The organism is Flavobacterium zhairuonense (assembly GCF_004352915.1).
In the GTDB taxonomy this organism is placed as follows: domain Bacteria; phylum Bacteroidota; class Bacteroidia; order Flavobacteriales; family Flavobacteriaceae; genus Flavobacterium; species Flavobacterium zhairuonense.
The window spans coordinates 122,560-141,398 of the sequence record NZ_SJSY01000069.1; the positions used below are offsets into that span (position 1 = coordinate 122,560).

Sequence of the window (18,839 nt, forward strand, 5' to 3'; positions counted from 1 at the left end):
TATAATACCATGATAGATGAAATTACAAGATACTCAGACGCTGACTTAGCGGAGTTCAAAGAGATAATCCAAGCAAAAATTAAAAAAGCACAAGAAGATCTTGATTTGATCAAAAGTGCCTATATGAACGATTTGAATAACGGAACTGACGATACTTCTCCAACTTTTAAAGCTTTTGAAGAAGGAAGTGAGACCATGTCTAAAGAAGCAAACTCTCAGTTGGCTATCAGACAAGAGAAATTCATTCGTGACTTAAAAAATGCTTTATTCCGTGTAGAAAATAAAACTTACGGTATCTGCAAAGTAACAGGTAAATTAATTAGCAAGGAAAGGCTTAAAATCGTTCCTCATGCAACAATGAGTATCGAAGCTAAAAACTTGCAGAGATAATTATAAAATATCTTTAGATAGAACAAAAAACGCTCCTAAAAAGGGGCGTTTTTTTGTTTAATGTTTGCGTGCGAAAAAAATAACCATATAATGGGGATTTATGAGCGAAATTATTTATAATTTAATGAAGTCAGTTGGTTTTAAGGTTTGCTTTTTTTGTAAGAATAAAAACAAGCAGAATGGCCTAAGATTTTTTAGAATAATTTCATAAAAAAACCGCCTTAGTTAGAGGCGGTTTCTTTTAAGTAAAATTGTTATGCAAGATTTTTTTCAACATCAGCTTTGTGTTTTCTTAAAATGGCTCTTGTCATTCCAAGATTTGCTTTAGATGAATCTGCTGCAAGGTAAATCATGAATTTTTTGTTTGGTGAAATGTCGATAATGTGAATTTGATTTGTAAGTGTAATCAAAATATCTTCGATATTTTGATCTAGACCTAAGGCTTTTACAGCATTCAATTTAGCTTTTACAACTTCAAGGTTGTATGCGGCAGCCAATTCTGGATCAAATTCAGAATCAATTGTTAAATTGCCAAAACTTAATCCAGATTCAATTTCTGTTACTGCTACAGCGATAAAGCCGTTTACGTTGGTTTTCATTTCATTCAAAAACACGTTTAAAAAATCGTTGCTCATAATTTAGTGGGTTTGTTGGGTTAATAGATTTATGTTATTTCAATAGTGAATTCTTGCTCAACTCAGTTGATAATTCTTCTGTTGAACGCATTAATAAAGCTAAATTGCTTCCTTCTTTAGAAAAAGCAATTACAAAATTGGTACCGCTGATTTTGTTTCCAACCATAACTCCTTGTGAAGTTTTTAGTAGAAGCTGTTTCAGAGCGCCTTTGTCTAAGTCGGTCAAAAACTTTTCACTCATTGATAAAATAGCGGCACTCATTGCGGCTACGCTGTCGCTGTAATCAACATGCAACGAAGTAATCATTTTTCCTTTTCCGTTTAAAATTAATGCAGAGGTGGATTTGGTATTAACTAAAAAATCGTTTAAAGTAGAAGTTATTTCATTCATTTTTTTGTAGGATTTAGAAGTTTTTGTTGAACTGTTTTAAGGCTGATGGCTGTTTAGGGGCTTTTTCTGTGTTTTTAAGTGAACAATTGTTAAATTTTTATTAACAAATATAGATTAAATTATGTATCATTGTAGTATCAATCTGTTAATTATTTTGTTTTAATATAAAAAACTTATATTATGGCTAAAATATTGAAATTCAAAGATATGAATTCTGATGTCGAACATAGAATGAAGAATTTTGAAAAAATGCGTTTAAAATTGAAGGCAGATATTAAAAAGGACGAGGCTAAAAAGACAAATACAGAAAAATAGAACAAAGGTTTGTTAAAATCTATTTCTGGCCTCTTTACGAAGACTCCATAGGCTTCTGCAAACGTCTCAGATAAGAAATATGCTTTTTTGTGGCTTAAAATATATGTTTAAGCTGTAATTGCTATTATTGTAAAAGAATTAACGCTCTATATGGAGCGTTTTTTTTGATTTAATTGTTATTTTTGCCCATCAAAAATTTATAAAATGTCATTACGAAAAGCGTATTTCCTTATATTCCTAGTTTTAATTGTTGATCAGTGGTCAAAAATTTATGTCAAAACAAATTTTTTTCTTGGTGATGAAGTAAAAGTGATGGGAGCTGAGTGGTTCAAAATTCACTTTATTGAAAATGAAGGAATGGCTTGGGGGACAAAAATTCCTGGAGAATATGGAAAACTGATTTTGACAGTTTTTAGGATTTTTGCCGTTTTCGGAATCGGGTGGTGGCTTGCAGATGCAGTTAAAAAGCGCCATTCTACTTATTTGATAGTTGCAATCGCATTAATTTTTGCCGGAGCGGCGGGTAATATTATAGACTCAGTTTTTTACGGAGTTATATTTGACGGAAGCGAACATAATGTTGCAACGCTTTTTTCTCCTAATCCATACGGAACTTGGTTTCATGGTTTGGTGGTTGATATGTTTTATTTCCCGATTTGGGAAGGAAATCTGCCAACTTGGCTTCCTGTTTTTGGAGGAAAACATTTTGCATTCTTCAATGCTATTTTTAACGTTGCCGATGTAGCGATTTCTACAGGAGTTGGTATTTTATTAGTTTTCAATAAAAGGGCTTTCCCAAAGCATTCATAAATTTAAAAATTCCAATATTTTCAAAATTCCAAATTCCAATATTTGAGGCATTCGCAGCAAACAGATATTGGAATTTGGAATTTTTCATTATTGAGGGTTAAATATTTTGTGTTATTTTTACAAGACAAAAAAACTAACTATGCAAAGTCCGTCTTTCTCTATTTATGATGCTTCTGCAGGATCTGGAAAGACCTATACTTTGGTTAAAGAATATCTTAAAATTATTCTCTCTTCGCCAAAAAATGATGCTTATCGAAATATTTTGGCGATAACCTTTACCAATAAAGCGGTTCATGAAATGAAAAGCCGTATTGTTGGAAGTTTGTCTGAATTTGCAAAAGATGAACCTTCAGAAAAATCCATTGCTTTAATGGAGGATTTGTCTCGAGAAACTGGACTTTCGATTATTAAAATCAAAACAAAATCTCAAAATATTATAAAGCATCTTATTCATAATTATGCTGCTTTTGATATTTCTACTATTGATAAATTTACCCATAAAGTGATTCGCGCTTTCGCTCATGATTTAAATCTTCCAATGACTTTTGAAGTTACATTGGATACTGAAAATCTATTGGTTGAAGCGGTTGATGCCATTATTGCCCAAGCTGGCCAAGATGAAACTTTGACAAAATTGCTTATCGATTTTACGATGGAAAAAACCGATGACGACAAAAGTTGGGATGTTTCTCGTGAAATTTTGGAAACCGGAAGATTGGTTTTGAACGAAAATAATCGGAACGAGATTTTGCATTTTCACGATAAATCGATCGAAGAGTTTATTGAGATCAAAAAGAAAATGCTCGCTCTTTGCAAAGATTTAGAGTTAGAGAATGAAAATTGGGCAAAAGATGCACTTGAATTAATCGATAAAAACGGAATTGATTTAAAATCATTTTCTCGCGGTACTTTTCCAAATCATTTAGAAAGTATTCGTGACGGAAAATTCAATCCAAGAAACAAGACTTTTCACGAGTTCGATGATATTGCGATTAATAAAACTGCAAAAGACAGGGCTTTAATTGAAAATATAATTCCAGAACTGCTCCAGATTTTAAGCAAGATTTATAAGAATTTTGAAAAAAGAGATTTTTACAAAGCCTTTCTTAAAAATATAACGCCGCTTTCTTTGCTAAATACAGTGAGCAATGAGTTGGCAAAAATTCAATCGGAACAAAATATTTTGTCGATTTCAGAATTCAATGCAATTATCCATCGCGAAATTCAAAATCAGCCTGCGCCTTTTATCTATGAGCGTTTAGGTGAGCGGTATCGTCATTTTTTTATTGATGAATTTCAGGATACTTCTGAAATGCAATGGCAAAATTTAATACCGCTGATTGACAATTCGCTTTCTGGTTTAGATGATTTAGGAAATAAAGGAACACTAATGATTGTTGGTGATCCAAAACAATCTATTTATCGCTGGCGCGGAGGAAAAGCAGAACAATTTATTGAACTTAGTAAAGACACAAATCCATTTAATAATCCAGATAAGCAAATTCGGCATTTAAATACTAACTATAGAAGTTATAGTGAAGTCATTGATTTCAACAATAAATTTTTCAAGCTTATTGCTTCGGAATTTTCAAATGAAGATTATAAAGATTTGTATGAAAATCACAGCTTTCAGAATGCAAATTCAAAAGAAGGCGGTTATGTAAATATTTCATTTCTACCTATTATTGAAAAAACAGATTCAGATGATGAGGATGAGGCGCTTGAAAAATCAGACTTATATGTTTTAGCAACTTTAAATACGATTTTGAAAGTTGTTCGAGAAGGATTTCAATATAGAGATATCGTTGTGCTGACCCGAAAAAGAGATCAAGGAATTGCGATCGCAAATTATTTGACAGAACAAAATATTCCGCTTTTGTCTTCGGAAACTCTAATGATTCAAAATGCGACAGAAGTCCGACTAATTATTCATCTTTTAAAATATTTGAACAATAGCGCTGATTTAGAGTCGAAAGCAAATTTTCTTCATTTTTTGGCTTCAAATGTAAATTCTGAAATGCCAATTCATGATTTTATTGCTCAAGGAATGGCAAATAAATCTGAAGCTGATTTTGAAAAATGGCTTTTGACTTTTGATGTTTCGTTGTCTTTTGGAGATGTTCGGAAAAAGTCACTATATGAAGCTGTAGAAATCATTATTTCTAAATTTATTTTGCCTTCTGAAGGAAATGCGTATGTCCAGTTTTTTATGGATATAGTTTTAGAAAGAGATATCAGAAATCAGGCTGGCGTTGCTGATTTTTTGGTTTACTGGGAAAAAAATGCAGAGAAATTTAGTATTCCGTCGCCAGAAGGAAATAACGCTGTCCGAATTATGACGATTCATAAATCGAAAGGTTTGGAGTTTCCGGTCGTGATAATGCCTTTTGCCGAAGAAGATTATAATCGAAAGCCAAAAGATAAATTATGGCTTGACACCGAAGATGCAGCTTTAGATGTTCCCAAAGCTTTGATTGACAACAGCAGTGCGGTCGAAGGTTTTGGCGAAAGTGCTTCGGCAGTTTTTAATTTGAAAAAACAAGAAGAGCTTCTGGATAATATCAATGTTTTATATGTGGCTTTGACACGTGCAGAAGAGCAGTTGTATGTTATTTCGCAATCTTTGAAAGAGAGAAAAGATGGTGAATTCCCAAATAATATGGCTTCTTTTTTTATTAAATATTTGGTTCGCCAGAATATTTACGACCCAGAAAAATTGGAGTATGAATTTGGGAATCCGGTGAAATTATCAGCTTCTGTTGAAGTGATTAATTCTGTAAAAGAAATTCCAATTGTAAAAGAAGTTTTAAATCCAAAAAATATAAAAATTGCGCAGCGCGAGGCTTTAATGTGGGGGACGCATCAGCAGGAAGCGATATCTTATGGGAATATCATTCATGAGATTTTAGCTTTTATCAAAGATAAATCTGATGTTGAATTGGCAATTACTAAAGCAATTGAAGGAGGTTTGATAAGGCTTGATCAGAAAGATCAGGTTTTTAAAACACTACAAGAAATTGTAAATCATTCTGAATTGAGTGTTTGTTTTGAAGGGAGTAATAAAATTTTGAACGAACAAACGATAGTTCAAAAAGAAGGAAAAATCCTTAAACCGGATCGGGTTGTCCTGACTGCTGCTAAAAATGCTTATTTATTGGATTATAAAACGGGCGCAATAAATCCGAAATACAAGCAACAAATTCAAGAATATCAAGATGCTATTGAAGATTTAGGATATAAAGTGTTAAAAAAGGCTTTGGTGTATATAGGGACCGAAATCGATGTAGTAAATTTGTGAAAAAATTAATCAGAAGTTAAAGAATTAATGACTTTTTTATGGTTAAGTTGTTAATTTTTAACGTTTTAAATATAAGGAAATGTACGGTAAAATTAAAGAGCATCTGCAAAATGAATTGCAGACTATTGAAGAAAATGGAATTTTCAAAAAAGAGCGTATCATAACTTCAGCTCAAGGAGCTGAAATTAAAATTTCAACAGGAGAGACTGTTTTGAATTTTTGTGCGAACAATTATTTAGGGCTTTCTTCTCACCCTGAAGTTGTTCAGGCAGCAAAAGACGCAATGGATACTCATGGTTTTGGAATGTCTTCTGTTCGTTTTATTTGTGGAACACAAGATATTCACAAGACTTTAGAAAAAAAGATTGCCGATTTTTATGGGACAGAAGATACTATATTGTATGCGGCGGCTTTTGATGCAAATGGTGGTGTATTTGAGCCATTATTAGGAGAAAACGATGCAATTATTTCTGATAGTCTAAATCATGCTTCAATTATAGACGGAGTTCGTTTGTGTAAAGCGGCTCGTTATCGCTATGAAAACAGCAATATGGAAGATTTAGAGCAGCAATTGATTAAAGCTACAGAAGCTGGTTCTCGCTTTAAGTTGATTGTTACTGATGGTGTTTTCTCTATGGATGGTTTAGTGGCTCCTTTAGATAAAATTTGTGATTTAGCAGACAAATACGATGCGATGGTAATGGTTGACGAATGTCATGCTGCTGGATTTATTGGTGCAACAGGCAAAGGAACTCTTGAAGCGAAAGGCGTAATGGGACGTGTTGATATTATAACAGGTACATTAGGTAAAGCTTTAGGAGGCGCGATGGGAGGTTATACAACAGGGAAAAAAGAAATTATTGAGATCTTGCGTCAGCGTTCAAGACCGTATTTGTTTTCAAATTCATTGGCTCCCGCGATTGTTGGTGCTTCTATTAAGGTTTTTGAATTATTAGAAAAAGATACTACCCTAAGAGATAAATTGGAATGGAATACCAACTATTTTAAAGAAGGTATGAAAAAAGCCGGTTTTGATATTATTGATGGTGATTCTGCAATTGTTCCTGTTATGTTATATGATGCAAAATTGTCACAAACTATGGCCAATGAATTGCTAAAAGAAGGAATTTACGTAATCGGATTCTTTTTTCCTGTGGTTCCAAAAGATAAGGCAAGAATACGAGTGCAGCTTTCTGCAGCGCATACTAAAGAGCACTTGGACAAGGCGATAGAAGCCTTTACATTAACAGGCAAAATGTTAAAAGTTATATAATTACCATATTCTGTAAATTTTTGTAGGTTTTTTTTAACATTTCATTTTGTATTTAAAAAATTTGGTGTTACTTTTGCTTGTAATTAACTAAATTGTAATTAAAAAAATTAAGTATGAAACATCTTAACAAACTTTTAGTTGCTGTGATGATGGTGATGGGTTTAAGTTCTCACGCACAAGACAGCAACAATCCATGGGCGATCTCTTTTGGAGTTAATGCAGTGGATACTAGAACAAGTTCTGGAGCAGGACATGGGTTCTTTGATCAGCACTTTTCTCAGCCATTTGCAGTAAAAGACAACTGGAACATTTTGCCTTCTTTGTCTTATATTGGAGTGTCTAGATATGTTGGTCACGGTTTCTCTGTTGGTTTGCAAGGTTCTGTAAACAAAATTGATAAAGCAGTTTATTTCAGACCAACTGCTCCAGGGCATGATGGAAGAGGTAATGTGGTGACTAATCCTGGTGATTTAATGTACTACGGAATTGATGCTACTATCAAATACAGCTTCCAAGAATTAATCAAATCTAAAGTAATTGATCCTTCGTTATCTATTGGTGGAGGTTATGTTTTCTTAGGTGATGATAGTTTTGGTGTTGTAAACCCAGGTGCAGGAGTTACTTTTTGGTTTACTGATGCTATTGGTCTTGAATTGGCTACAAAATACAAATGGGCAGTTGCTGCTGGTGATGGTGTTCCTGGAAGAAATGATTATAATGGAGAAATCGATTCTCCATCTCACTTCCAACACACAGCTGGTCTTATCTTCAAATTCGGAGGTAAAGATACAGACGGAGACGGAATCTACGATAAAGATGATGCTTGTCCAGATGTTGCTGGTTTAAAACAATTCAACGGATGTCCTGATACAGACGGAGACGGAATCGTTGATGCTTCTGACGCTTGTCCAGATGTATTTGGTTTAGCTGCATTAAACGGATGTCCTGATACAGACGGAGACGGAATTGCTGATAAAGATGATGCTTGTCCAGATGTTGCTGGTTTAGCTGCTTTAAAAGGTTGTCCTGATACTGACGGAGACGGAATCGCTGATAAAGATGATAAATGTCCTACAGTTGCTGGTCCAAAAGAAAACGGTGGTTGTCCTTTCTTAGACGCTGATAAAGATGGTGTTGCTGATAAAGATGACGATTGTCCTACAGTTTACGGTCCTGCTAGTAACAGAGGTTGTCCAGAAGTAACTTCTGAGGCTTTAGAAGATCTTAAAGTTCAAGCAAGAGCGGTTTACTTCAACTCAGGTAAAGCTACTTTCAAAACTGGTGACAAAGAAACTCCAGCTAGATTAGATGCTATTAAAGAAATCCTTAAAAACTATCCAAACGCGAAATTCTCTATCGAAGGACACACAGATAGTACAGGTTCTGCTAAAATCAACCAAAAACTTTCTGAAGACAGAGCTAAAGCTGTTATGGATGCATTAATCGAAAGAGGTGTTAACCCAGAAAACTTAGAGTCTAAAGGATTTGGTTCTAGCCAACCAGTTGCAAGTAACAAAACTGCTGCAGGTAAAGCACAAAACAGAAGAACTGAAATTAGACACATTGGTTCTAAATACCAAGGTAAACTATAATTTACTTTGTAAATAATACTTAAAAGCCATTCTTAATTGAATGGCTTTTTTTATTTTTATAAAATGATAAATAATTCTTTTTTAGATAAAATTGCTACAATAGTTGTTCAGGATTATGGAAGAAAGCTTGATGAAACAACAATTATCCTGCCTAATAAAAGAGCTAAAGTATTTTTAATCGAAGCTTTAAAAAAACAGACTGAAAAAACAATTCTTTCGCCAGAGATAATTAGTATTGAGGATTTTGTACAAGATGTAGCTTCAATACGTTCAGTAGATTCAATTGAGCTCTTGTTTGAATTTTACGAAGTGTATTTGTCTGTTACTGAAAAGCAACATCAACAATCTTTTGAATTATTCGCGAATTGGGCAAAAACACTTTTACAAGATTTTAATGAGATCGATCGATATCTTCTCGATCCGATTCATGTTTTGTCTTATTTAAAAGATATTGAGGATATAAAAAAATGGGGCATTGAGGTTGAAAATAAAACAAAACTTTTAGAAAATTATATCGACTTCTGGAAATTGTTGCCTTTGTATTATGATGCATTGTATAATCATTTGCTAAACAAAGGTATTGGATATCAAGGATTGATTTATCGTGAGGCAGTAAACAATCTAAATCATTTTTCAAATTCAGTTGCTAATCGATCTTTTATTTTTGCAGGTTTTAATGCTTTGAATGCGGCAGAAGAAAAAATTGTGCAGCATTTATTAGCGTTAGATCAAGCGAAAATATACTGGGATGCAGATCAGACCTTTTTGAATGATCCGTATCACGATGCCGGTCTTTTTTTAAGACGATTTAAAGAAAGTTGGAAGCATTATAAATTTCATCCTTTTGAATGGATTGTGGATGATTTTTCGCAATCTAAAAACATTCAAGTGATTGGGTCTCCAAAAACTATTGGTCAGGCAAAAATAGCAGGAAGTATTATAGAAAAACTTATCGATGAAAATCCTCTGGGATCACTTGACAAAGTTGCTGTTGTTTTGGGAGAAGAAAATTTGCTGATTCCGGTTTTGTATTCGCTGCCTTCTTCAGTAGGTGCATTGAATATTACCATGGGTTATTCGGGGAAAAACAATCCTTCTCAAATCTTGATTGCAAAATTGTTTAAAATGCATACAAATGCGCTTTCACGAAAGGGAGAAAGTTATGTGTTTTATTACAAGGATGTTTTGGATGTTTTAACGCATCCTCTTGTGGCGCCTTATGCAAATGCCAGCCATTTAGTGAGAATTATCAAAGAGAATAACTATACTTTTATTACTCAAAACAGGATTGTTGAGCTATATGGAAAGTCTTCGGACTTGTTTGATATGCTTTTCAATAAATGGGAAAATGGTTCAGTAGCGGTTCTTGAAAATATTTCAGAACTTCTGCTTTTGATCAAGAAGAATTTTGACAATGATAATGAAGCAGAAAAAATAGCAAAATCTTTTGTTTATGCTGTTTTTAAGGTAATAAACAAACTGATTAATTATTATTCCAATCATAATCACATTGATAATATTGATACGCTTCATGCTATTTACAAGCAAATTATTGATGTTGCTGAAGTTTCGTTTGAAGGAGAGCCTTTGCGCGGTCTCCAGATAATGGGAGTTCTTGAAAGCCGTGTATTGGATTTTGATACGGTAATTATCACGTCAATGAATGAAGGAAAGTTTCCGGCTGGAAAGTCTCAAAATTCATTTATTCCTTATGATGTGAAAAAGGAATTGGGCTTGCCGACTTTTAAAGAAAAAGATGCTATTTATACCTATCATTTTTATCATTTACTTCAAAGAGCAAAAAATATTTATCTGATTTACAATACTGAAAACGATGGGCTAGATGCTGGGGAAAGAAGCCGATTTATTACGCAGTTGGAAGTTGAAAGACAGATCAAGCATAATTTGACTTTTGATATTTATAATCCCGTTTTGCCATCAACAGCTTATCTTCCTATGGTGATTCCGAAATCGGAGGAAGTTATGGTTCGTTTGAAAGAAATTGCTACAGCAGGTTTTTCTCCGTCAGCTTTGACAAGTTATATTCGGAATCCAATTGATTTTTATTTTCAAAAAATACTTCGCATTCGTGAAGTTGAAGAAGTGGAGGAAAATATTGCTCTAAATACACTCGGAACTATTATTCACGAAACTCTAAAAGGACTTTATGAGCCTTTTATTGGGAAGTTTATATCAGAAGAAGATATTACAAAATGTTTTACGCTTCTTGATGACGAGGTTTTAAAGCAGTTTAAAGTAGTTTATAAAGAAGGCGAAATTAAAAAAGGTCGAAACCTTTTGGCTTTTGAAGTGGCAAAACGAAATGTTTTTAATTTTCTGAAAATGGAATTAGAGGCAATTAAAAATGGAGATGCAATTAAGATCATTGCTTTGGAACAGACTTATCAACGTGAATTAGTACATCCAAGTTTGCCATTTCCGGTTCTCATAAAGGGAAATGTCGACCGTATCGAACAACGAAACGGGAAAATAAGAATTATTGATTATAAGACCGGAAAAGTTGAAAAGAACAATGTTGTATTGAAAACATGGAATGGGTTGGCTAAAGAGCTTAAAAATGATAAAATTATTCAAGTTTTGGCTTATGCATTTATGTTTGAAAAAGAAGCAGGAGAAATGCCAATAGAAGTTGGGATTATTTCTTTTAAAAATCTAAAGTCTGGGTTTTTGCCTTTTGCATTCAAAGATGATAAAGATTTGGATATGATTGTCTCACATCAAATTCTGAATTCTTATTTGGAAGAAATCGTTTTGCTTTTAAATGAAATTTTTGATGTTGCAATTCCTTTTGAAGAGAAAACAAATTAATAATGAGGAAATTTTTAAATGTATTGGAGTTTTTTAAAACCACTTTGTGGGTGAATTTGCTAGTTTGCTTTGGTGCTGTTTTTTTAGGCGGTTTTGACTATTTCTTTATATATTTTCTAAGTTTTGGTTTTATTGCTAGCGTGATTTATAAGGAATATTATCGAAAGAATGATTATTTGTTTTATTTCAATAATGGAGTTTCTAAATTGCAACTTTTGATTTTCAGTTATATTTTGACTTTTTTCACGGCGGTTTTATTTGGTTTGATCATCTTTTTGAAAAATAAATTATTTTGAATAAACATATTTTAGAGATCAGTGGAATTCAGAAGAGGTTTGACGAAAGATCAATTCTTTCAGATATTTATTTAAAGTGCGAGACTTCTGAAATTATTGGATTATTAGGACGAAATGGTTCTGGAAAATCAACTTTGTTGAAAATTGTAGCAGGACTTGAACCTGCTCCTGACAGATGTGTAAGGATAAATTCAGATTCATTAAATGCTAAAAATGTACTGATGAATATGGTTAGTTATTTAGGGCAAGATCAGTTTTTACCAAATCACTTGTCTGTTCAAAAAGTCATTTCGTTATCAATTGATAAAAAGAATAGAATAAGTTTTTGTGAAGATGAATTTATTAAAGGCTTGCTTGGGAAAAAAATCAAACATTTATCGACCGGTGAGTTGCGTTATCTCGAAGTAAAGCTTGTGCTTTCTAATCCTTCCTTGTTTGTTTTGCTGGATGAACCCTATAATGGCCTTTCTCCGTTGATGATTGAAAAGATTACCGAAATGATTAATGTCAACTTAAACAAAAAAGGGATTATTGTTACGGATCACAACTATCAGAATGTAATCAAAATTGCAGACAAGCTTGTTTTAATTAAAGACGGGAAGACACATCAAATAAAGGAAAAAAGTGAACTCGTAGCGAAAGGATATCTTTCCGATATGGTTTTTATTTAAAAACTGTAATTAAATATTTTTAAAGAAGTCTTTCTTTTTGTGTCTTTTACATTTGTTGTTTGTGTTTTTGTTTTCAACTTAAGCTTTTTCTTTTTTAACTCAAAACCGACGTTATCCTGACGTTTTTATTTTGTCTTTTTTTGGAAAAATCGGTTTTAAAAACTTCATTTTGTGTTATTTACATGAAATTATGAATTTTTCAAATGAATTTAATGAAAGAAAATGTTACGTTTTTAAACAAATCTCTTTTTCTTGTTGGATTTTTTTATACATCTTCTTTTAATAAATGCGAATTATTATACTATAAATAAAAGTGATTTAAAGAGCGTTTTTAGATGAATTTTTAACAAGTGTTTATCGCACAATAATGTTAATTAAAATATCTTTGACGCTTCTTAAAAAGAAAACCAATATTGAATTAACAACAGCAATTTTGCCAAAATTTTAGAAGACATGATTGCTTTATTATAATTTTTTGCCCCCACAAAAGAAGAAAAGGCTGTTTCGATGTTTATTCGAAATGGCCTTTTCTGATTTTTAAAGATTTGTTTAGTTATTTTAATTGAAAAAATCGGATAGGATTTTTTTGAGTTCTTCTTTGTTTTCAATGTGGCTCATATGGCCGTCTTCAAAAGAAACCAATTCGACAGTTGTGTCTTCAATTTGTGAAAGACTGTCTTCATAACTTAGGACAGGATCTTTTTTTCCTAAAATAAGCAAAACGGGAAAACGGTTTTGGTGTAAAAGACTTTCTCTGTCTTTTCTGATTTTCATACCCTCCAGAGAGGCAATAATTCCTTGCAAAGGTGTTTTTAAGGCTTCTTCTTTTACTTTTTCAATTTCGTTAGCAAGACGAATTCGGTTATTTTCACTGAATAAATTTGCGATAGCTAAGCTTACAAAACCTATGTAGTTTTGTTTTACTGCTTTTATCGCACGAGTTCGGTTTAGTTTTTTCTCGGCAGTGTCTTCTTTTGAAGTAGAATTCAGCAAAACCAATTTTTTGATTTTGTTTGGAAATAATTCGGCGAAAGCCAAACCAACATAACCGCCCATTGAATGACCTAGAATAATGGCTTTTTCAATTTTCAAATGTTCCAAAACTTCATTGACAACATTGGCGTTATCTTCCATTTCATGGACATAACCCAAGCATTCAGTTTCGCCGTGACCTAATAAATCAATTGTAATAATTCGGTTGTTTTTTGAGAAAAGATCGACATATTCTGTCCACATTTTTTTGTTTTCCAAAAAGCCGTGAAGTAATACAATTGCATTTCCTTCTCCCGAATCTGAGTACGATATTTTGGTGTTTTTGTATATAAGCGTTTTCAAAATGAACTTTTTTTGTTGTGAAGGGCAAAGTTAAGAAAGCTGAAATAAAATATCGAAATGTCTTGATTTAATTGGGAAATCTTTAGAATAGGAATAAATTTATTTATGGCAGAATGTTATTTGTGATCTAATAAAAAATGGCTTTCGTTTCTGAAAGCCATTCTTAAATTAAAATCGATTATCTCCATCCAGCAGATTTCCTAATCCGCCAAGCAAGCTTCCTTCTTCGCGACTGTTTCCTCCAGATCTTGGTGCCGATGCTATTATTCTGTCTGCCAATCTTGAGAATGGCAACGATTGTATGTAAACTGTTCCCGGACCTTTTAAAGTGGCATAAAATAATCCTTCGCCACCAAAAATTGAATTTTTGATTCCGCCAATAAATTCAATATCATAATCTACATCTTTGGTAAAGCCAATAATGCATCCCGTATCTACTTTTAGAACTTCGCCGTGAGCTAATACTTTTTTAGCCATTGTTCCTCCTGAATGTACGAAAGCCATTCCGTCTCCTTCGATTTTCTGCATGATGAAGCCTTCACCACCAAATAAACCACGTCCTAGTTTTTGAGAAAATTCAATTCCTACTGAAACGCCTTTGGCGGCACATAAAAATGAACTTTTTTGACAGATGAATTTGCCTTGAAATTCTGTTAAATCAATTGGAAGAATTTTTCCTGGATAAGGCGATGCAAAAGAAACTTTGCTTTTGGTGTTGCCTTGGTTTAAAAATGCAGTCATAAATAAGCTTTCGCCTGTAAGAACTCTTTTTCCAGCATTTAAAAGTTTGCCAAACAAACCTGATCCCTGTTGCTGAGAACCATCTCCAAATATGGTTTCCATCTGGATATTGTTTTCCATCATCATAAAACTGCCAGCTTCGGCAATTACTATTTCTTGCGGATCCAACTCGATCTCGACATATTGCATTTCTTCTCCAAAAATCTGATAATCTATTTCGTGTGCTTGCATGATTTCTAAGTTATTTGTTTTTAAAATTAGACTCAGGATGCTTTAGAATGTTACAGTTTTTAATGCATTTCAGTTGTTTTTAAAAACATTAACAGACTTTGTTATTTTAAATTAGTCTTAATTATGTGTTTAATTGGTTGGAATTATATATTTTTGCGTCGTTATTATATTTTATTAGAATGCTAGTTAGTGATTTGACCACCAAAGTATTATTTGAAACAGAAAAAGGATACAGTTATCAATGTGATTTGACCAATAGTATAATTATCAATTTTGTTGATACTGTGTCAAGTTATAAAATTCACGACTTTTTGATTTTTCAAAGAAAGGTTAATAGCGTTGACATTCTTAACATGCTTTATGACTTGTCTGATCAATCTGATGCACAGTTAATAGAAACTACTAAAAGAAATTTTTCCAGAAATCTTACCATTTGCGAAATAGTGCAATTAAGAGATTTATTAAACGGAACAAAATTCACCCTCAATTTACATTCTCTGCTTTGTAATACGGTTAACGTAGAGCTTATTTAGATTCTTACTTAGATTAAATCCAAATTTTCAGGCAGTTAGATATGCCTGCTTTAATTTTTGTAATTTTACACGTATAAAAATTTAAGGTTATGAAAGATTTACTAAGAACACGTACTTCATTAGTTGAAGGTGTAGAAAATATATTGAACTTACAGGCAAAATTAGAAAGCGATGCTTCTAACAAATATTTAGCTATGGCAGCATGGTTGGATAGAAATGGTTATGCCAATACAGCATCTTATTTGTACAAGCAAGCCGAAGAAGAAAGAGAGCACTTTTTAAAAGTTTTCAAATATATTACAGATATGGGAGGGATTGCTGTTACGCCATCTATTCCTGAAGTGCAGCAAGAATTTGCTTCTTTAAGAGAAGTATTTGAAATTGCTTTGCAAAACGAAATTGCAGTTACACAAGCAGTGAATAAAGTAATCGCAAAATGTAGAGCTGAAAACGATTATGCTACAGAGGATTTTATGATGTGGTATGTTGCTGAGCAGAGAGAAGAAGAGAAAAACGCTAGAAGAGCCTTAGAGCTTTTTGATTTGATCGATGAAAATGAAGCTGCTGGTAAATTCCAATTAGATGTACAGATCGCAAAAATCTGATAATAAACGATTTATAAAATTAAAAAAGCCCTTAATGATTTTATTAAGGGCTTTATTTTTATCTATTCATTCATCAAGCTTTCAATCTCGTCAGCTTCAACAGGAATGTTTCGCATTAAGTTGAAAGGTTCTCCTTTTTCTTGAACCACAACGTTATCTTCTAAACGGATTCCGAATTTTTCTGCCGGAATATAAATTCCTGGCTCAACCGTGAAAACCATATTTGCTTTCATTGGCTCGTGAAGCAAACCGTAATCGTGCGTGTCAAGTCCTAAATGGTGAGACGTTCCGTGCATGAAATATTTTTTATAAGCTGGCCATTCTGGATTTTCGTTCTGAACATCGGCTTTGTCTATTAAACCTAAACCAAGTAATTCAGAAGTCATGATTTTACCAACTTCAACGTGATATTGTTTCCAAAGTGTTCCTGGAGTCAACATTTTAGTTGCTTCATTTTTAACTCTTAAAACAGCATTGTAAACCGCTTTCTGACGATCTGTAAAACGTCCAGAAACTGGAATTGTTCTCGTCATATCGCTTGAATAGTTTGCGTATTCTGCAGCAACGTCTAATAATAACAAATCACCTTCTTTACATTGCTGATTGTTTTCGATATAATGCAAAACATTCGCATTGTTTCCAGAAGCAATAATTGGCGTATATGCAAAACCTTTAGAACGGTTACGAATGAATTCGTGTGCTAATTCAGCTTCAACTTCATATTCGGTAACATTTGGTTTTACAAATCCTAACAATCTGCGGAAACCTTTTTCTGTAATATCACAAGCGTGCTGAATCAAATCGATTTCTTCGCTTTCTTTTACAGAACGAAGTCTTTGTAAAATTGGGTTGCTTTTTGCAACATTATGCGCTGGATAACGCTCTTTCCACCATTTTACAAAACGAGCTTCGCGAGTTTCAGTTTCAACAGTTGCGCGGTAATGTTCGTTGGTGTTGATGTACATCGTATCGGCATACGTCATCATTTCGTTCAAAACTTTATGAAAATCCTGCAACCAATAAACGGTTCTAATTCCTGAAACCTGAAAAGCACGTTCTTTAGTCAGTTTTTCACCTTCCCAAACTGCGATATGATCGTTTGTTTCTCTCAGGAATAGAATTTCTCTTTGGCTTTCATAAGGCGCATCCGGAAACAAAAGCAAAACGCTTTCTTCTTGATCTACACCACTCAGGTAAAAAATATCTCGATGTTGTGCAAATGGCAAAGTACTGTCGGCACTAATTGGGTAAATGTCATTTGAATTGAACACGGCAACCGAATTAGGTTTCATTTCTGCCATGAATTTTCTGCGGTTTTTTACAAAAAGAGCGCTGTTTATTTGATGATATTTCATAATTATTTCGTTTTTGAACTTCGAATTTCAAAATTAATGATTTTTGAATTAGTGGCATATACTAGATTTATTAAAGTTTTCTTATTTGTTTTGGTTCTAATTTTTTAGCCACAGATTGCACAGATGAAAAAGGTTTTTTTTCTCATTTTATATGAAAATACGGTTTCCCGTAAAGAAATGATTTTGTAAAGAACAATATTTGCAGCAAATAAAACAGCCTCAAATAATTCATGAAAAATAAAATTAACCTATTTGGAATCTTCCTTTTTATCGCTGTCTTAATGACTTCTTGTGTTTCAGAAGTAACGTTAAGTTCTGATAACAAAATCCAATCTTTCTCTATAACAAGAGAAAATGTAGCTAAGGATTTTGTAATTGGCGAAAAATCAATCGTAGGTTCTGTAGAAAGTACGTTTGAACTAGAAAACATAAACTTAACAATTGCGATTCCAAAAGGAGCAAAAATAAGTCCAGATCCAGCAACCATTAAATCTATTACGGGTCCATTAGCTTTTGTAGTTACAGCTGAAAATGGCGAAATAAAAAATTATGACGTAGATATAAAAAGAGAATTAAGCACTGATAATTTTATTTTAGAGGCAAATGTTAAAACGCCAAATTTAGTGTTGAGTGGAGATATTGCTAAGGAAACAGGATTAGTAACAAAACGAATTCCGGAGAGCAACGACCTTAAAAATTTAATTGTCGAAATTAAGTTTTCAAAACATGCCACGATAACGCCAGATCCTAACACGATAAAAGATTATTCAGCACCAGTAAATTTTACAGTTAAGTCGGAATCAGGTGTAGAAAAAGTATATCAAGTAAAATTACAGCTTATGGACAGCTACATTTCAAGATCATGTTCTGAAGCAAATGCTTGGAAATGGTTTGGTGGAGATAACAGAAATAATGCACCAGATATAGTGGCTTTTGATAGAAATGTGGGAACTGGACAAACTGTAATTGTAAATAAAAATTTAGTTCCTTCTACTTTCAGGATTCACCTTCGCGAAGGATTTTCATATGACAATGAGAAACAAGCATACAATAAGCCAGTAACATTGAAATTAATTGTTAGAGATGCAAGCTTAAATGTTTTAGCGACTACAACAACAGATATTTCTGCACAATTCAATGGCGGTTTTATTCCATTTGATCTTCAAAAACTTAATTTGTTTTTAGAAGCAAATAAAACATACAACTTTTATTGGTATTTGGTTGATGGCGAAAAACTGGGGGTTACAGCAAGCAGTTCAGGTAACACCAATTCAGGAACTGGATTCTGTTTTAACAGCGGTTATTCTGGAGAATCTAAAATAAGCAAAAAAAATACTCTTGATGATGCAAACGTTTGGACTAAACATGAATGGCATTTTAATATTGAATTAGAAGGTAAAGAGTAATTCTGAAAGCGAGGTTTAAAATTTAAACTTCGCTTTTTTTTATGCATTATATTTTGCTTTTGAAACTTCGAATATTTCAAACCACAATTATAAAAACTTAGCAACTTAAAGTCTTAGCATCTCAGAATCTTAA

16 protein-coding genes are annotated in these 18,839 nt (G+C 33.0%); 11 read left to right on the plus strand and 5 right to left on the minus strand.

Annotated features, from left to right (window positions below; all coding sequences use genetic code 11):
• Positions 1 to 9: 9 nt before the first annotated feature.
• On the plus strand, positions 10 to 390 hold the full coding sequence (locus EYY60_RS07300) for a TraR/DksA family transcriptional regulator (RefSeq protein WP_012022792.1): 381 nt from the start codon (positions 10 to 12) through the stop codon (positions 388 to 390).
• Between the two features lie 254 nt (positions 391 to 644).
• On the opposite strand, the gene EYY60_RS07305 is transcribed toward EYY60_RS07300, so the two are convergent.
• Together EYY60_RS07305 and EYY60_RS07310 are read right to left on the minus strand one after the other, a co-directional pair.
• Complete coding sequence (locus tag EYY60_RS07305; protein WP_132988728.1) at positions 645 to 1,025, minus strand: hypothetical protein; 381 nt, start codon at positions 1,023 to 1,025, stop codon at positions 645 to 647.
• Positions 1,026 to 1,059: 34 nt separating this feature from the next.
• Positions 1,060 to 1,416, minus strand: coding sequence for a roadblock/LC7 domain-containing protein (locus EYY60_RS07310; protein ID WP_132988729.1), 357 nt, complete (start codon positions 1,414 to 1,416; stop codon positions 1,060 to 1,062).
• Between the two features lie 180 nt (positions 1,417 to 1,596).
• Here EYY60_RS07310 and EYY60_RS22495 point away from each other — a divergent pair, with 180 nt between their 5' ends.
• The 7 genes from EYY60_RS22495 (at position 1,597) to EYY60_RS07340 (ending at position 12,500) form a co-directional block, all read left to right on the plus strand.
• On the plus strand, positions 1,597 to 1,731 hold the full coding sequence (locus tag EYY60_RS22495) for a hypothetical protein (protein WP_262711201.1): 135 nt from the start codon (positions 1,597 to 1,599) through the stop codon (positions 1,729 to 1,731).
• Between the two features lie 204 nt (positions 1,732 to 1,935).
• Positions 1,936 to 2,541: a lipoprotein signal peptidase gene (locus EYY60_RS07315; RefSeq protein WP_132988730.1), complete on the plus strand. Its 606-nt coding sequence runs from the start codon at positions 1,936 to 1,938 to the stop codon at positions 2,539 to 2,541.
• A 139-nt stretch (positions 2,542 to 2,680) separates the two neighbouring features.
• The gene (locus EYY60_RS07320; RefSeq protein ID WP_132988731.1) at positions 2,681 to 5,839 is read left to right on the plus strand and encodes a UvrD-helicase domain-containing protein; all 3,159 of its coding nucleotides are present in this window, start codon (positions 2,681 to 2,683) and stop codon (positions 5,837 to 5,839) included.
• 79 nt (positions 5,840 to 5,918) lie between these two features.
• Entirely contained in the window at positions 5,919 to 7,112 is a 1,194-nt protein-coding gene (kbl, locus tag EYY60_RS07325) for a glycine C-acetyltransferase (RefSeq protein ID WP_132988732.1), read from the plus strand.
• A 113-nt stretch (positions 7,113 to 7,225) separates the two neighbouring features.
• Positions 7,226 to 8,704 carry an OmpA family protein gene (locus EYY60_RS07330; protein ID WP_132988733.1) on the plus strand — a complete coding sequence of 493 codons (1,479 nt, stop codon included), beginning with the start codon at positions 7,226 to 7,228 and terminating at the stop codon, positions 8,702 to 8,704.
• A 63-nt stretch (positions 8,705 to 8,767) separates the two neighbouring features.
• Positions 8,768 to 11,533 carry a PD-(D/E)XK nuclease family protein gene (locus EYY60_RS07335; protein ID WP_132988734.1) on the plus strand — a complete coding sequence of 922 codons (2,766 nt, stop codon included), beginning with the start codon at positions 8,768 to 8,770 and terminating at the stop codon, positions 11,531 to 11,533.
• A gap of 292 nt (positions 11,534 to 11,825) precedes the next feature.
• The gene (locus EYY60_RS07340) at positions 11,826 to 12,500 is read left to right on the plus strand and encodes an ATP-binding cassette domain-containing protein (protein ID WP_132988735.1); all 675 of its coding nucleotides are present in this window, start codon (positions 11,826 to 11,828) and stop codon (positions 12,498 to 12,500) included.
• Positions 12,501 to 13,058: 558 nt separating this feature from the next.
• Here the strand turns inward: EYY60_RS07340 and EYY60_RS07345 are convergent.
• Entirely contained in the window at positions 13,059 to 13,835 is a 777-nt protein-coding gene (locus EYY60_RS07345; RefSeq protein ID WP_132988736.1) for an alpha/beta fold hydrolase, read from the minus strand.
• 168 nt (positions 13,836 to 14,003) lie between these two features.
• On the minus strand, positions 14,004 to 14,807 hold the full coding sequence (locus EYY60_RS07350; protein ID WP_132988737.1) for a TIGR00266 family protein: 804 nt from the start codon (positions 14,805 to 14,807) through the stop codon (positions 14,004 to 14,006).
• Positions 14,808 to 14,986: 179 nt separating this feature from the next.
• On the opposite strand from EYY60_RS07350, the gene EYY60_RS07355 reads away from it, so the two are divergent.
• Both EYY60_RS07355 and EYY60_RS07360 read left to right on the plus strand, forming a co-directional pair.
• Positions 14,987 to 15,340: a hypothetical protein gene (locus EYY60_RS07355; protein ID WP_026728297.1), complete on the plus strand. Its 354-nt coding sequence runs from the start codon at positions 14,987 to 14,989 to the stop codon at positions 15,338 to 15,340.
• An 89-nt stretch (positions 15,341 to 15,429) separates the two neighbouring features.
• Positions 15,430 to 15,945, plus strand: a complete 516-nt coding sequence (locus EYY60_RS07360) for a ferritin (RefSeq protein WP_132988738.1) — start codon at positions 15,430 to 15,432, stop codon at positions 15,943 to 15,945.
• Between the two features lie 62 nt (positions 15,946 to 16,007).
• Here EYY60_RS07360 and EYY60_RS07365 read toward each other — a convergent pair whose 3' ends face one another.
• On the minus strand, positions 16,008 to 17,300 hold the full coding sequence (locus tag EYY60_RS07365) for an aminopeptidase P family protein (protein ID WP_132988739.1): 1,293 nt from the start codon (positions 17,298 to 17,300) through the stop codon (positions 16,008 to 16,010).
• A 230-nt stretch (positions 17,301 to 17,530) separates the two neighbouring features.
• Between EYY60_RS07365 and EYY60_RS07370 the strand changes: the two genes are divergently transcribed.
• A complete protein-coding gene (locus tag EYY60_RS07370; RefSeq protein WP_132988740.1) occupies positions 17,531 to 18,706 on the plus strand; it encodes a DUF5018 domain-containing protein in 1,176 nt (391 codons plus the stop codon).
• Positions 18,707 to 18,839: the final 133 nt, after the last annotated feature.

What these genes read in the sequence shown, in the direction of transcription:
- EYY60_RS07320 (WP_132988731.1), top strand. Translation starts at nt 2,681, where the DNA reads ATGCAAAGTCCGTCTTTCTCTATTTATGATGCTTCTGCAGGATCTGGA.
- EYY60_RS07360 (WP_132988738.1), top strand. Translation starts at nt 15,430, where the DNA reads ATGAAAGATTTACTAAGAACACGTACTTCATTAGTTGAAGGTGTAGAA.
- EYY60_RS22495 (WP_262711201.1), top strand. Translation starts at nt 1,597, where the DNA reads ATGGCTAAAATATTGAAATTCAAAGATATGAATTCTGATGTCGAACAT.
- EYY60_RS07305 (WP_132988728.1), bottom strand. Translation starts at nt 1,025, where the DNA reads ATGAGCAACGATTTTTTAAACGTGTTTTTGAATGAAATGAAAACCAAC.
- EYY60_RS07365 (WP_132988739.1), bottom strand. Translation starts at nt 17,300, where the DNA reads ATGAAATATCATCAAATAAACAGCGCTCTTTTTGTAAAAAACCGCAGA.
- EYY60_RS07350 (WP_132988737.1), bottom strand. Translation starts at nt 14,807, where the DNA reads ATGCAAGCACACGAAATAGATTATCAGATTTTTGGAGAAGAAATGCAA.
- EYY60_RS07370 (WP_132988740.1), top strand. Translation starts at nt 17,531, where the DNA reads ATGAAAAATAAAATTAACCTATTTGGAATCTTCCTTTTTATCGCTGTC.
- EYY60_RS07315 (WP_132988730.1), top strand. Translation starts at nt 1,936, where the DNA reads ATGTCATTACGAAAAGCGTATTTCCTTATATTCCTAGTTTTAATTGTT.
- EYY60_RS07330 (WP_132988733.1), top strand. Translation starts at nt 7,226, where the DNA reads ATGAAACATCTTAACAAACTTTTAGTTGCTGTGATGATGGTGATGGGT.
- EYY60_RS07355 (WP_026728297.1), top strand. Translation starts at nt 14,987, where the DNA reads ATGCTAGTTAGTGATTTGACCACCAAAGTATTATTTGAAACAGAAAAA.
- kbl (WP_132988732.1), top strand. Translation starts at nt 5,919, where the DNA reads ATGTACGGTAAAATTAAAGAGCATCTGCAAAATGAATTGCAGACTATT.
- EYY60_RS07335 (WP_132988734.1), top strand. Translation starts at nt 8,768, where the DNA reads ATGATAAATAATTCTTTTTTAGATAAAATTGCTACAATAGTTGTTCAG.
- EYY60_RS07300 (WP_012022792.1), top strand. Translation starts at nt 10, where the DNA reads ATGATAGATGAAATTACAAGATACTCAGACGCTGACTTAGCGGAGTTC.
- EYY60_RS07310 (WP_132988729.1), bottom strand. Translation starts at nt 1,416, where the DNA reads ATGAATGAAATAACTTCTACTTTAAACGATTTTTTAGTTAATACCAAA.